This is a genomic window from Aureimonas sp. ME7 (assembly GCF_903970965.1).
Lineage (GTDB): Bacteria > Pseudomonadota > Alphaproteobacteria > Rhizobiales > Rhizobiaceae > Aureimonas.
Map to the genome: position 1 here is coordinate 193698 of NZ_CAJCKW010000001.1, position 14037 is coordinate 207734.

The 14037-nt window shown below is 68.4% G+C and carries 13 protein-coding genes; 11 read left to right on the plus strand and 2 right to left on the minus strand.

Going from position 1 to position 14037, the window contains the following annotated elements; all coding sequences use genetic code 11:
* Positions 1 to 15: 15 nt before the first annotated feature.
* From H7A85_RS00965 to H7A85_RS00980, 4 genes are all read left to right on the plus strand, one after another.
* Complete coding sequence (locus tag H7A85_RS00965) at positions 16 to 408, plus strand: GFA family protein (RefSeq protein ID WP_182084015.1); 393 nt, start codon at positions 16 to 18, stop codon at positions 406 to 408.
* A 216-nt stretch (positions 409 to 624) separates the two neighbouring features.
* Entirely contained in the window at positions 625 to 1890 is a 1266-nt protein-coding gene (locus tag H7A85_RS00970; RefSeq protein ID WP_182084016.1) for an extracellular solute-binding protein, read from the plus strand.
* 37 nt (positions 1891 to 1927) lie between these two features.
* A complete protein-coding gene (locus tag H7A85_RS00975; RefSeq protein ID WP_182084017.1) occupies positions 1928 to 2800 on the plus strand; it encodes a sugar ABC transporter permease in 873 nt (290 codons plus the stop codon).
* On the plus strand, positions 2794 to 3747 hold the full coding sequence (locus tag H7A85_RS00980) for a carbohydrate ABC transporter permease (protein WP_182084018.1): 954 nt from the start codon (positions 2794 to 2796) through the stop codon (positions 3745 to 3747). Before H7A85_RS00975 ends, H7A85_RS00980 begins: the two co-directional genes overlap by 7 nt.
* Here the strand turns inward: H7A85_RS00980 and H7A85_RS00985 are convergent.
* Entirely contained in the window at positions 3730 to 5280 is a 1551-nt protein-coding gene (locus tag H7A85_RS00985) for a YcaO-like family protein (protein WP_182084019.1), read from the minus strand. The genes H7A85_RS00980 and H7A85_RS00985 overlap by 18 nt on opposite strands.
* A gap of 349 nt (positions 5281 to 5629) precedes the next feature.
* Between H7A85_RS00985 and H7A85_RS00990 the strand changes: the two genes are divergently transcribed.
* The 7 genes from H7A85_RS00990 to H7A85_RS01020 all read left to right on the plus strand — a co-directional run bounded on the left by H7A85_RS00990 (position 5630) and on the right by H7A85_RS01020 (position 12977).
* Positions 5630 to 6151, plus strand: a complete 522-nt coding sequence (locus H7A85_RS00990) for a sigma-70 family RNA polymerase sigma factor (protein ID WP_182084020.1) — start codon at positions 5630 to 5632, stop codon at positions 6149 to 6151.
* Between the two features lie 88 nt (positions 6152 to 6239).
* The gene (locus H7A85_RS00995; RefSeq protein WP_244630868.1) at positions 6240 to 7205 is read left to right on the plus strand and encodes a FecR domain-containing protein; all 966 of its coding nucleotides are present in this window, start codon (positions 6240 to 6242) and stop codon (positions 7203 to 7205) included.
* A 133-nt stretch (positions 7206 to 7338) separates the two neighbouring features.
* Positions 7339 to 9756: a TonB-dependent siderophore receptor gene (locus H7A85_RS01000; protein ID WP_182084022.1), complete on the plus strand. Its 2418-nt coding sequence runs from the start codon at positions 7339 to 7341 to the stop codon at positions 9754 to 9756.
* A 23-nt stretch (positions 9757 to 9779) separates the two neighbouring features.
* On the plus strand, positions 9780 to 10655 hold the full coding sequence (locus tag H7A85_RS01005) for an alpha/beta hydrolase-fold protein (protein ID WP_182084023.1): 876 nt from the start codon (positions 9780 to 9782) through the stop codon (positions 10653 to 10655).
* Between the two features lie 131 nt (positions 10656 to 10786).
* Positions 10787 to 11434 carry a CDP-alcohol phosphatidyltransferase family protein gene (locus H7A85_RS01010; protein WP_182084024.1) on the plus strand — a complete coding sequence of 216 codons (648 nt, stop codon included), beginning with the start codon at positions 10787 to 10789 and terminating at the stop codon, positions 11432 to 11434.
* A complete protein-coding gene (locus H7A85_RS01015; RefSeq protein ID WP_182084025.1) occupies positions 11431 to 12036 on the plus strand; it encodes a lysophospholipid acyltransferase family protein in 606 nt (201 codons plus the stop codon). The genes H7A85_RS01010 and H7A85_RS01015 overlap by 4 nt, the downstream gene beginning before the upstream one ends.
* Positions 12033 to 12977, plus strand: coding sequence for a phosphatidate cytidylyltransferase (locus H7A85_RS01020; RefSeq protein WP_182084026.1), 945 nt, complete (start codon positions 12033 to 12035; stop codon positions 12975 to 12977). Before H7A85_RS01015 ends, H7A85_RS01020 begins: the two co-directional genes overlap by 4 nt.
* A 33-nt stretch (positions 12978 to 13010) precedes the next feature.
* Here the strand turns inward: H7A85_RS01020 and H7A85_RS01025 are convergent, their stop codons facing one another.
* Entirely contained in the window at positions 13011 to 13973 is a 963-nt protein-coding gene (locus H7A85_RS01025) for an SDR family NAD(P)-dependent oxidoreductase (protein ID WP_182084027.1), read from the minus strand.
* Positions 13974 to 14037: the final 64 nt, after the last annotated feature.

Genomic DNA, 14037 nt, shown 5'->3' on the forward strand with positions numbered 1-14037 from the left:
TAGGGAAGCGCCTGTATGTCCCGTTTTACCGGCGGCTGCCTCTGCGGCAGCGTTCGCATCTCGGCCGAGGGGGATCCCGATAGGGTCGGCCTTTGCCATTGCCTCGACTGCCGCAAGCACGGCGGATCCTTGTTTCACGCCTGCGCGATCTTTCCGCGGGGCGCGGTCGCGATCAGCGGGGAAACGCGCGAATATGCCGGGCGCTGCTTCTGCCCGACCTGCGGATCGTCGGTTTTCGGCCGCGGGGAGGGCGAGGTGGAGATCGCGCTCGGCGCCCTGGATGCGCCGGATCAGCTGACGCCCACCTACGAGCTCTGGACATCGCGCCGCGAAGCTTGGCTTCCGGCGTTTCCCTTGCGTCATCGATACGAGCGCGACCGCGACGCGGCGTCTTGCTCCGAGGATTGAGGCCCCCCGCTCTTTCCGCTGTTCCAGCTTGGTGCCCGTCGCCGCCGGCCCCACGCGAACGCCCTCCGGTTTTGAAGCGGGTGATCGATGCCATCGCTCGACCGCCCGCGACATAACGTCGTTTCGAGCCCGCTTCGATCCCCCGCGGGTGTCCCGTCCCGGTGCGATGTTGCATGGTCTGCGGGAAAAAAAACGGCGAATCTGGTGGGGCGCGACATGAACACGGCTAGGCGATATGCGATCTCCCTTCTGGGCGTGCTCGGGCTCACCTCCGGGGCCTTCGCACAGGAGCCCGTCACCCTCACCTTCGCCGCGCACTACACCGATACGGAGATGGCGCCGCTCACCGCCTGCTTCCGGCGATACGAGAGCGAAAACCCCGGCATCCGCATCGACTATCGTCAGACGCCGATCGCCGACTTCATGCAGAACGTGATGACCTCGCGCGTGGCGGGCGCGAGCCCCGACATCTACAATGTGTATTCGATCTGGGGAAAGCGCCTCGTCGACAACGCCATCCTCGCCGAACCGCCTGAGGATATCGCCGACTTCATTTCGGCGAACTTCGAGGCGAGCACTGTCCGCTCCGCCGTGGTGGACGACCGGCTCTGGGGCATCCCGGCCGAGGTCGCCCTCTACATGCTGATCTACAACAAGAAGCTGTTCGCGGAGGCCGGCATCGCCGAGCCGCCGAAGGACTGGGCGGGAGTTCTGGACGCGGCCGCGAAAATCGCCAAGCGCGACGACCTCGGGCGTGTCGAGGTCGCGGGCTACGCGTTCGGGCCGAGCGTCGCCAACGCCGCCCATCCGTTCCGCACGCTTCTGTTCTCCAAGGGCACCTCGATCCTCACCGACGATCTCGCGGGCACGCATCTGACGGAAGCGCCCGCCGTCGAGATCCTCGAGGGCCAGGCGAAGCTCTTCCGCGACGGGCTCACCAGCGCCTCGCACCAGATCCGCGACTTTCCCGCCGGGCGCATCGGCATGATCATCGGCGCCAACTGGATGAAGCAGCTGATGCGCGAGGGGCTCGGCGACAAGCTCGACGAGACGGTCGGCGTCGCGCCCATTCCCGGCGGTCCGGACTGGAAGACCTATCAGTATTCCTTCTACCAGGGCGTCGACGCCAACAGTGCGCACGGGCCGCAAGCCTGGGCGCTTCTGCGTTGGCTCAACACGCCGCAAGACGAAGGCAAGCGCTCCTGCGTCGGCGACATGCTCGTGGCGCTCGGCAGCCTGACCGCCAACAAGGCCGATCTGGCCGCCTCCACGGCCGAGTTCGGCGACGCCTTCACCGCGCCCTTCGTGGAAGCGCTACGCTCGGGCCGCGCGGTCGGCGATCCCAACATCGCCCAGACGCCGGAGATGGACCGCATCCTTCGCACCGCCATCGAGGAAGCTTGGCTCGGCCGCAAGAGCCCGGCCGACGCGCTGGCGGGTGCCGACCGCGAGATCACCGACCTCCTGGCGCTGCCGCAATGAGACGGCGCTCCGGCCCGAACGGGCCTCGCGGGGGCGCATGATTTCGGCCAAACGGCTGGCGCCCTACCTGTTCCTGGCGCCGACGCTCGTTCTGGGGTTCGTGTTCTTCGTCCTGCCGCTCGCCCTTTCGCTGGGGCTCAGCTTCATGACCTGGAATTCCTTGAGCCCGCCGCGCTTCGTGGGGCTCGCGAACTATCGATATCTCCTGACCCGCGACCCCTTGTTCTTCGATAGCCTTCGCAACACCGGCACCTTCGTCGGAGCGACGATCGCCTTCGGAGTGCCGCTGGCGCTGGGGCTGGCGCTCGCCTTCCGGCGCAGCCGTTTCAAGCGGATGTGGCGCAGCGCCTTCTGGCTTCCCACCGTCACCAATGTCGTGGCGGTCGCCTATATCTGGCAGTTCCTCCTGGCCGACCCCTATGGCCTCATCAACCGGGCTTTGGGTGTCCTCGGGATCGCCGGTCCCGCCTGGCTGGCGGACCCCGCCTTCGCCATGTCGGCGCTGGTGCTCGTCTTCGTCTGGTTTCATGTCGGCCAGGACATGATGCTGCTCGCGGCCGGGCTCGACGGGATCGACGAGGCTTGCGAGGAAGCCGCCGAAATGGACGGGGCGGGGCCCTTGCGCGTGTTCTGGTACGTCACGCTGCCGCTTCTGAAACCCACGATCCTCCTCGTCGTGATGACCAACATGATCAAGGGCGTCGGCTATTTCGCGCTCATGCTGGTTTTGACCGGGGGCGGGCCGGTGAACACGACCAACGTCGCGGCGCTCCACCTCTACAACATGGCCTTCGGCGACCTGCGCCTCGGCATGGCTTCGGCAGGCGCCTACGTGCTCCTCCTGATCGTCTTCGCCATCGCGCTCGTGCAACTGCGCCTGTCGCGCCGGGGCGGGCTCGAAGCATGGTGAACGTCTCGCTCGCGGATGCGGCGGAAGAGCCGGCTGCCGAGAGTGCGGCAGTTCGCGAGGTCTCGGCCGCCCGCCGCCGGCGGGGCTGGCGCCTCGTTGCCGCGCTGGTGCTGGCGCTCGGCGCCGCCGTCATGGTCCTGCCGTTCGGCGATCTTCTGCTCGGCGCCCTCAGAACGCCCGCTGAGCGCCTGATGCGCCCGCCGGCCTACTGGCCGGCAACGCCGGTCTGGGGAAACTTCACCCAAGTCTTCGAGCGCTATCCCCTGTCGCTTTGGATCTTCAACAGCCTCGTCACGACGATCTCGATCACTTGTCTTCAGGTGGCGACCAGCGTCACGGCGGGCTATGCGCTCGCAAAATTCCGCTTTCGCGGGCGCGACCTCCTGCTGCGCTTCGTTCTCGTCGCGCAGCTCTTTCCGTTTTTCCTGTTCCTGATCCCGCTCGTCTTCATCCTGCGCTACTGGCCGCTTTTCGGCGGTAACGACTGGCTCGGGCAGGGCGGCACCGGGCTCATGGGCACCTACGCCGCGCTGATCCTGCCGTTTTCGGTCTCGTGGTACGGCGTGTTCCTGATGCGCCAGTTTATGATCGGGGTGCCGGACGAACTTCTGGATGCCGCGCGCATGGACGGCGCGGGCGAGGCGCGCATCCTGTGGTCGATCGTCCTGCCGATCGTGCGGCCCGCTGCCGCCACGCTCGCCCTTTTCGTCTTCGTCTACCACTGGAACGAGGTGGCCTGGACGCTGACGGTGACGCAAAGCGCGCCCAGCCTCCAGACCGCGCCGATCGGCATCTACATGGTGCGCGGCGCCTTCGACACCGAAGCCCAGCTGTCGCTGCAGCAGGCGATGATCCTCGTCACCATCGCCCCGGTGATAGCAGCCTTCCTCTTCCTCCAGCGCTTCTACGTCAGCGCCGTGAACGGCCCCTCACGAAGGATGGGCTGAGCCGTCGGTTTCGAGGCTCCAGGCGACGTGGAGCGCTTCCGGCTCGCGGTAGAGCGGATAAAGCGGCCCAACCGCGCGATCCACCGCCGCCGTGTCGAGAAGCGGCTGACGGCCCCCTAAGCGCTCCAGGGCCTGCGGCGTCAGGCGCACGGGGCGCAGCGTCTCGCTTTCCTCGCCGAAGCGAATGAGATCGCTGCCGCTCTCGATCAGGCGCCGCGCGTTGCGCTCGCCGATGCGATAATAGCTCATCGTCTCGACCTCGAGCCCGGGCACGATCACCTTGGCGACCCCGACGCTGCCGTCCGTGGGCGAGCCGTTCACCACCAGAACGTCGAAGCCTTGGGCTTCCAGCGCTTCGGCCGCAAAGCGCCCCTTTTCGCGGCTGGTGGCGAGCGGGGTGGCGGGCAGGTCGGCGAAGCGCTTCGTTGCGCGCCGGTCATAGACCGTGCCTTCCAGCGCGGCTCGGAGATCGTCCGCCGGGCGGGTCGCCCAGTCGCGCATCGCCGTGAAGGCGCGGCTTTCGCCTCCGACGAGGCTCGGCATGGCGTTGGCGAGGAAGTCTTCGATAAAGCCTGCCGGCGCGACGGCGCGCGCCTCGCTCATGCGTCCATGCGCATAGGCCTTGCGGACCCGGGCGGAGCAGAATTCCAGAAGCGCCTTGCGAAGCGCCACCCGGCGGTCGGGATCGCAGGCTTCGCCGCAGGCCGACAGCATGATCGGCTCTCGCGGACCCGATCCCGGCCGGTCGAAGCCGACCACGTAGACATTGGCGAGCCCGAACGCGTCCGTGGCGAATTTCGGGATCACCTCGATGCCGCTTGCGTCGAGGTGGTGCAGGAGGGCGCGCGTCTCGTCGTCGAGATCCCCTTCGTCGATCTCGAGCACTTCGCCCCGGTCGAGCGCGCGGAACCCGAGACCGTTGCCGTCGCGCTGGAGAAGTTCGAGAAGCCCGTGGCCGATCGCCCAGTCGAGGTCGGGGCCCGCGCCGAGGCCGTTGGTGATGAGGGTGGTGAAGGGCTGGTAGCCTTCGGGCAGCTCGAAAGTATCCGTCGCCGCGACGTCCATCGGCACGAGGACCGGCTCATCCGTGCGACGGCGCCGCGCCTCGATCCAGGCGAGGGGTGTGTCCCGTGTGACGGGCGACCCGGCCGGGAGGCAGAGGGTCAGCGGGTCGACGATGCCGCTCTCGCCCCGCTCGCGCAGGAGTTCACTGTAGGAGCCGATCCACCGGGGCTCCTTCATGAGGCGCAGCGTCGGCAGGATCGCCTCGGCGATCTCGGCAAAGGCGCCGATGATCGCCGTATCGTCGTCGAACCCGTAGCCGTAGCCGGACGGAAGGTTGCCGGGCATGGCGCCCGCATCGTCAAGGAACAGGGCGACCTTCCAGGCCTTCACGCCGGTCCGGTCGAGACCCTGCAGGGGAAAGCCGACGAAGCGCCCCGGTGGAAGGGCATCGCGGTAGGCACGCGCGGCCGGCGGAAGTTCGGGCAGGCCCGTCATGCGTTGCGCGTTTTGCGTCGAGGTGTCAGCCATCGTCCAACCCTTGTTCCTGCTGCGTCGGGGGGCGGCCAAGAAGCGCGGCCCCGTCCGCTTCCTAGCCGAGTTCGGCGCCCGGTCCGCTGCGGCATATCCGGCCGGATGCCGAGGCCGGGCGTTGCAGGCAGGGGTTGCGTGAACTGCCGGCCGGCCGAACCCTCAGCGGCAAGCTTAGAATGGCTCCATATCATAGTCGTTGTTATCGTCTCTAGGCTGAACTATAAGCTCGGCACGAGCGTAACTGTTTTTTCGGGATCCCCATCTTGCCTGCCTTCGCCCATATCTTGCCGGCTGTCCGATCGATGGTTCGATCGTTTCGAGGCGGCAAGGTGCAGGGCGCGCTGTGATGCGGCTCGATCACTGGCTCGCCGATCTCTACCGCCGGCACCATCGCGAGCTCGTACGCTACACGACCCGCCTCGTCGGCGATCGGAGCGACGGCGAGGATGTGGCGCAGAACGCCTATCTGCGGCTGGCCGCGCGCCAGGCGGAAACCGCGATCGAGCGCCCGCGCAACTATCTCTTCACCGCCGCGCGCACCGCCGCCTTCGACTTCTCCGCTCGGCAGCACGCCGAATGGCTCACCCGTGTGGACTGGGAGGACGCCGCCGAGCGCGTGGCCGGCGAGGATCCGGCGGAAGCCTTCGAACGGCGCGAGCGCATCCTGCGCCTGGCTCTCGTTCTCAACGAGTTGCCGAACAGCTGCCGGACGGCCTTCGTCCTCAACAAGATCGAGGGGCTGACGCATCGCGAGATCGCGGGGCGGCTCGGCATTTCCGTATCTATGGTGGAAAAGCACATCATGCGGGCGCTGGTTCATTGTCGCGACGTGGCGCGCGATGAAGCTCGTTCCTCGACATCGCGTTGAGGGTAAATCCCGTCTCGGCCGTCTATGGCACGGAAGGCGGCATCCCGCTCGCTCGCGCAAGGCACGGACGACGTTGAGCGAAAACCAGTTGCCCCGACCTTTGCCCTCCCGGGAATTGTCCGACGAAGCGCTTCTGTTTCTGGTCCGGCTCCATTCGGGCGAGAACGAGGACGAAGCGCGGCAAAGCTTCGCCGCCTGGCGCGCCCTCGGCCCCGAGCACGAGGCGGCGGCCAGCGAAGCCGAGGCGCTGTGGGCCGATGCCGGCCACGTCCACCGCGATCCCGCCTCCGGGCGCATCCATCCCGGGCGGCGCCGGGCGCGCCTGTCGCGCCGGCAGATCCTCGGCGGGGCGGCGGGGATTGCCGTGGCGGGCTTCGGGGCCGGCGTCCTTCGCTCCGTCCTGACGCCCTATCTCGCCGATCTCGCGACCGGCACCGGGGAAACGCGGGTGGTCGAGCTTCCCGACGGATCGCGCGCGACCCTCAACGCCCGAACCGCGCTGGACCTCAGCTTCGACGCCGCGGCCCGCATCGTCGAGCTCTTGGAGGGGCAGGCCTTCTTCGAGGTCGCACCCGACCCGGCGCGCCCGTTCGAGGTACGCCGGGGCGCAAGCTCGGTGCGCGCGCTCGGCACCGCCTTCGACGTCGATGCCGCGCTGCCCGGCGGGGCGTTGGCGATCGGCGTCGCCGAACATTCCGTGCGGGTTGCGGCGGGCGGTGCGGGGGAAGTGCTGGTTCTCCAGGAGGGCGAGCGGGTCGTCGTCGGCGGCGACGGGCGGATCGGAGCGGTGTCGCGGGGGGAGCGCGAGGCGGTCGCCGCGTGGCGAAGCGGCATCTTCACCGCGCAGGCGCAGCCGCTCGGCGAAGTGGTCGCCGCCTTGCGCGCCTATTATCCCGGCTGGGTCGTGGTGCGCGGCGAGGCGCTGGCCCGCCTGCCGGTCAACGCCGTTCTCGACCTTCGCCGACCCGGCGCCTCGCTGGACGCGCTGGCCGCCGGCTTGCCGATCCGCGTCCGGCGCCTGTCGGGCGTTCTCACCATCATCGATGCGCCCTGACGATTTTTTTCGAAAAGCCCGAAGTTTTTGTTGAGGGAAAGGGTCCGCTTTCCCGTCTGCCATGGGTGAGGGATGGTCGAAGCTCGGCCGTGGGGACCCCTCCTGTCCAAACCTATCCGAGGGGATCGCTTTCATGTCCGGACGTATCGCATCGCTGAAGACCGCCCTTGCCCTATCGACCGCGCTGGGGCTCGGCGTGCCCGGCGGTGCGGCCTGGGCGCAAGGGGCGAGCGCGGCATCGGCCGCGACGTCCTTCGACCTGCCCGCGCAGCCGCTCAGCCGCTCGCTCGCCGCCCTCGCGCGCGACACCGGGCTGCAACTCGCCTATCCCGCCTCGCTCACCGCCGGGCGCACCGCGCCCGCCCTTCGCGGTGCCTTCACGCGGGAAGCCGCGCTCGCCCGGCTTCTCGCCGGCAGCGGGCTCGACTACGAGTTCCGCTCCGCCGGCACCGTCGCGATCTTCGAGCCGGACGTGCGCGCGACCGGCAGCGTCGCGGCCGATGGCTCGATCGTGCTCGACACGGTGACGGTGGAGGGCGCCGGGGCGCCGGGCGTCGGGCTCGGCGGCGGCGTTGCCCAGGACGGCTATGTCGCCACCAGCGCCAGCGTCGGCACCAAGACGGACACGCCCCTCGTCAAGGTCCCGCAGGCCGTCAACGTCGTCACCCGCAAGCAGCTCGAAGACCGGCGCGTCCAGACGCTGAAGGAAGCGCTGACCTATACGCCGGGCGTGCGCGTCGATGCGTTCGGCCTCGACAACCGGTTCGACGCCTTCTACGTGCGCGGCTTCGACGTGACCTATACCGGTGTCTACCGCGACGGCCTGCGCGAGCTGAACGGCGTGTTCTCCTTGTTCAAGACCGAGCCCTACGGGCTGGAGGCGGTCGGCGTCCTCAAGGGTCCGAGCTCGGTCCTCTACGGGGGCGGCTCGCCCGGCGGCATCGTCAACCTCGTCACCAAGCGGCCGACCGACACGCCGTTCCGCGAGGTCGAGACGCAGGTCGGCAACAACGACCGCTACCAGGCCCAGTTCGACGTTTCGGGCCCGGTGGCCGGCAACGACAACGTCCTCTACCGCCTGACGGGGCTGGCGCGCAGCGCCGATACCGAGTTGCGCAGCGTGCCGGACGATCGCATCTACATCGCGCCCGCGCTCACCCTTCGCTCGGACGACGAGGCGACCACCTTCACGCTGCTCGGCGAGTATTCGCACTACGAGGTCGGCGGCAATCCCGGCATCTTCAGCGAGGACGGGCGCTTCACCGGCATCGAGTCCGGCGATCCGGCGCTCGGAACCTTCCTGCAGGACCAGGGCCGGATCGGCTACGAGCTGACGCACCGGTTCGACGAGACCTGGACCCTGCGCCAGAACGTGCGCTACGCCCATATCTACACCGACTCGCCCTACACCTCGATCAACTTCATCCGTCCGGACCGCTTGTCGGCCTCCCGCTCGGCCGTGGTCGTCAACGACAAGTTGGACTCGTTCGCGATCGACAACCAGGCGGAGGCGAAGTTCGCGACCGGCGCGCTCGACCATACGCTTCTGATGGGGCTCGACTACAATTCGGTCGACGTGCGCCACAAGATCGGCTTCGGCGAGGCGCCCGACCTCAACCTCGTGACGTTCAACTACGGCCAGCAGTTCATCCCGCGGCCGGGCTACAATTTCTACGACGTCACCACGCGCCAGAACCAGACCGGCGTCTACGCCCAGGACCAGCTGGAGTGGAACCGCTTCGTCCTGACGCTCGGCGGCCGCTACGACTGGTTCGACAACCAGGATCGCGCCAACGACAACCTCGGCACGGACGGGGAGCAGGACGACAGCCAGTTCTCCGGTCGCGTCGGGCTCGGCTATCTCTTCGACAACGGCATCGCCCCCTATGTCAGCTATTCCACCTCGTTCACGCCCACGATCGGGCGCAGCTTCGAGGGCGACGCGTTCAAGCCGACCGAGGGCAGGCAGATCGAGGCGGGGGTGAAGTACCAGCCGACCGACACGAACCTTTCGGCCAGCGCCGCCGTCTTCCACATCGTCCAGTCCAACGTTCTGGCGTCCGATCCGGACAACTTCAACTTCCAGATCCAGCGCGGCGAGGTGCGCTCGCAAGGCGTGGAACTCGAAGCCACGACGAGCCTGCCCTTCGGCGTGGACCTCACCCTCGCCTACACCTATCTCGACCTCGAGATCACGCAAGGCGACAATGCCGGCAACAGGCCATCCGGCATCCCCGAGCACAGCGTCTCGCTTTGGGGCGCCTATACGTTTTCCGATGGCCCCGCCGACGGTCTCGGCCTCGGTCTCGGGTTGCGCTACGAGGGCGAAAGCTTCGGCGACGACACCAACACGTTCCGGAACGACGACCGGCTTCTGGTGGACGCCAAGGCGTCCTATGATTTCCGCCGTCTGAACCCGAAGCTGGAAGGCGCGGAAGCGCAGATCAACGTCAAGAACGTCTTCGACAAGCGCGAGCCGGCCTATTCCGGCGGCTTCGGCTACTACACCGAAGGGCGGCAGGTGATCGGCTCCCTGCGCTACCGCTTCTGAGCGAGCGCGAGGGAGCGGCCGCCATGTCCCCGGTGCTGCACCCCGCCGGCCTCACCGACACGGTGTTCTTCGACCTCGTGGGGGAGGACGGGGGGGAGCCCTGGCGCATCTTCCTCCATCGCCCGCCGGGGCCGGCGCCGGAGGGCGGCTGGCCGCTTCTGGCGATCACCGACGGCAACGCGATGATCGCCACCGCCGTCGACGCTGTGCGGGTGCAGGGGGCATATCCCGGCGGCACCAACGTGGCGCCGGGCGTCGTGATGGCGATCGGCTATCCGACGGAGGGCGCCTACGACCCTTGGCGCCGCTCCTTCGACCTGTCGCCTCCGCCCGGCCGTGCCTATCCGCCTTTCGCGGCGGACGGGCCGGAGGTGCGCACCGGGGGCGCCGATCGCTTTCTGCGCTTCATCGAGCGCGAAGCCTTGGCCGCGGCGGACGCGATCACCCCGATCAATCCGGCGCGGCGCACCTTGTTCGGCCATTCCTTCGGCGGCCTCTTCGCGCTCCATGCCCTGTTTTCGGGAACGCGGGCCTTCACCCGCTTCGTCGCCGCCAGCCCGACGATCGGCTGGGAGGACGGGGTGCTGACTCAAACGGAGCGCCGTTTTCTGGAAGCGCCGGCCTTGGGCGGGGAAGTGGTGGTTCACCTGTCGGCGGGCGAATACGAGGGGGACGCGCTGGCCCCCTTCCAGTACGGGCGCGAGGACACGGCCGAACGGCTGGAAAGGGCGCGCACCGTTAGAACGGCGGCCTTGACCAGCGCCATGGCCGAGCGCCTCGCGCGTGTCCCGAACCTGCGCGTCCTTCACGAGACCTATCCCGGCGAAACCCATATGACGATGCTGCCGATCGCCGTTTCGCGAGCGGTGCGCGTCGCCTTTCCCGCCCGCGAGGACTGACGGCGGATCGCGAACCAAAGTATCGCGCAAGAAGATCAAGGAAGGAGCCGCCTCGCTTTTCTTGTCGCCTTCGGCCCTCTTCCATCGTAACGGACGAGGAAAAGGTTGTCGGCCGAGGGGAGCGTTGCGGAATGGGGAATTCGATCGAGGGGGAAGGGCCGGCGGATCGCCGCCCGCTGGCCTCGCGCGGCACGCGCTGGGCGGGAGGGATGGCGCGGGCTCTTCTTCGCACGCGGGCGACGCCGAACGGCATCTCGGCCACCGGCATCCTGTTCGCGGCCGGCGGCGGGCTCGCCTTCGCCTTCGCGCCGGGGCATCCGTGGCTGTTTCTCCTCGGCGCGTTCCTCGTCCAGATGCGCCTCCTGTGCAACCTTCTGGACGGCATGGTGGCGGTGGAAGGCGGGCGCGGATCGCCGACCGGCGCGCTCTTCAACGAGATCCCCGACCGACTGGAAGACAGCGTCCTCTTGATCGGCTTCGGCTACGCGTCCGGCACACCCGAACTCGGCTTCGTGGCGGCGATCCTGGCAGTCCTGACCGCGTATCTCCGGGCCTTCGGCGCTTCGCTTGGCCTCGGCCAGGATTTCGGCGGGCCGATGGCCAAGCCCCAGCGCATGGCCGCGCTGACGATCGGCGGGGTCGTGGCCTTCCTCGAACTCGTCGTCCTCCATTCGCTTTACGTGCCGACCATCGTCCTCGCCGTCGTCCTTGCCGGAACGCTCTGGACCTGCCTGCGGCGCACCGCGCGCATGGCGAGAAGCTTGGAGGCGCGGCGATGATCGACCATCTTCTCGTCGGCCTGTCGCGCTTTCTCGTCGGCGGGCGGCCGGACTGGATCGGCACGCAGCCCTCGCCCCGCCAGCGCATCTACTTCGCCAATCACGGCAGCCATCTCGACACGATCCTTCTCTGGGCGGCGATGCCGAAATCCTTGCGCGCCACCACCCACCCGGTGGCCGCCGCCGACTATTGGGGGCGGGGGCGCCTTCGCCGGGCCATCGCGATCGGGCTCCTGAACTCGGTTCTCGTCGACCGCGCGGGCTCGGCGTCCGGCAAGGATCCGCTGGCCCCTTTGGAGGTCGAACTCGAGCGCGGCCATTCGCTGGTGATCTTCCCCGAAGGGACGCGGGGTGGGGAGCGGCTTCCCGGCCCGTTCAAGTCCGGCCTGTTCCGGCTGGCGACGCGCTTTCCGGAGGCCGAGCTCGTGCCGGTGTATCTGGAAAACCTGTCGCGCGCCTTCCCGCGCGGGGCGTTCCTGCCCGTGCCGATCTCCTGCCACGTGCGCATCGGGGCGCCGCTGCGGCTGGAGCCCGGCGAGGAAAAGGAGGCGTTCCTGGCGCGCGCGAGAAACGCGATCGTCGCCCTTTCGGAGGTGAAGTGACCGTGGATCCGACGCTTCTGACCCTTTTTGCCGGCCTCGTCGTGATCCTGGGCACCGCCAGCATCACGGGCCGGGTCCTCGCCCGCCGGGTGACGAGCCCAGGCGGCCGGGCGACGGTGGACAATCTCAATGCGCGCATCCGCGCCTGGTGGCTGATGATCGCGATCTTTGCGCTCGCCTTCACCTTCGGCAAGGCGGTGACGCTGGTGCTCTTCGCACTGACCTCGTTCTATTGCCTGCGCGAGTTCATCTCGCTGACGCCCACGCGCCCCGCCGACCACCGGGCGCTGGCTTTCGCCTTCTACGTCTTCCTGCCCTTGCAATACGTCCTGATCGGGGTCGACTGGCAGTCGCTTTTTTCCATCGCCATTCCCGTCTACGCCTTTCTACTGCTGCCGGTCCTGGCGGTGCTGAAAGGGGAAACCGACGACTTCCTCGCCCGCACCGCGAAGGTGCAATGGGCCTTGATGCTGACCGTCTACTGCATCAGCCACGCGCCGGCGCTGCTTCTTCTCAAGATCCCGGGCTTCGAAGGGCGGAGCGTCCTACTTCTCTTCTTCCTCGTCACCGTGGTGCAGGCGAGCGATGTCCTCCAGTACATCTTCGGAAAGATCTGGGGTCGCCACAAGATCGCGCCGCTCGTCAGTCCGTCCAAGACCTGGGAAGGGTTCGTCGGCGGGGGAGTCAGCGCGACGCTTCTGGGTGCCGCCCTGTTCTGGATCACGCCCTTCGGGCCGCTGGAAGCTGGTGCCATGGCGGGCGCCATCGTGATCGCCGGCTTCTCGGGCGGGCTGGTCCTGTCCGCGATCAAGCGCTCCATGGGCGCCAAGGACTGGGGGCGGATGATCGAGGGCCATGGCGGGGCGCTGGACCGGATGGATTCGGTCACCTTCGCCGCCCCGCTCTTCTTCCACCTGACGAACTACTACTTCGTGCCGTGAGAAGCAGCGTTTCCTGAAGGACGTGGCGGGCGCTCAGGCGACGCCGGCCACGAGTTCCTCGCTGCGCGCCCACAGCGCCTTCGCGCGCTCGCCGTCCGCCGCATAAGGGCGGACGCCGCCGCGAATGCCCTCGCCGTCCTGCACGGCGGCGACCGCGCAGTCCTCGCAGTAGCGTCCGCCGACCTCGTCGGCTGCGGCGACGGCCGCCGCCCAGACCGTCGTTGCCGCCCCTTGCGGAATGGTCTTGTAGCGGAAGGGCGGTAGGCCGGCCGCCGCGTGCGAGGCGTCGATCCGCTCGATCAGCGCGGTTTCCTCGTCCGGTGTCATGTGACGGGACAGTTCGGTGCGGATGCCGCCGGGGTGAACGGCGGCGGCCCGGATGCCGCTTGCCCGGAACCGGCGATCGAACTCGACGGCGAACAAGGCGTTGGCGGTCTTCGACCGGCCATAGGCGACCCAGGGGTCGTAGGGCGTGTGTTCGAAGTTCGGATCGGCGAGATCCACGTCGGCGAAGCGATGCCCGGCCGAGGACAGGGCGACGAGACGACTGCCCTCGCGCAGGAGCGGCGCGATGCGGTTCGCCAGAACGAAATGGCCAAGATGGTTGGTGCCGAACTGCGTCTCGAACCCGTCCGCCGTCCGTCCGAACGGGGCCGCCATCACGCCGGCGTTCAGGATCACCGCGTCGAACGGCCGGCCGTCGGCGAGCAGTTGGTCGGCACAGGCGCGAACCGAGGCGAGCGAGGCAAGGTCGAGCTCTATGAGATGGAAGCTGCCGCCGCCATGCTCGGCCGCCGATCGAACGGGGGCCGTCGCGCCGTCCGCCTTGGCGAGGTCGCGCGCGGCGCCCACCACCTCGGCGCCGTGCGCGGCGAGCGCGCGGGCGGTCTCGATGCCGAGCCCGGCCGATGCGCCGGTGACCAGGACGCGCTTGGCCGTCAGGTCGATGCCGGCGAGAACCTCGTTGGTCGTGGATTGAGCTCCGAATGGGGGCATGGGTGATACACCTTCTCAAGCCGAGCCCGCCGGAAGCGGCCGGGTCTCGCCTTGTCGATATGGG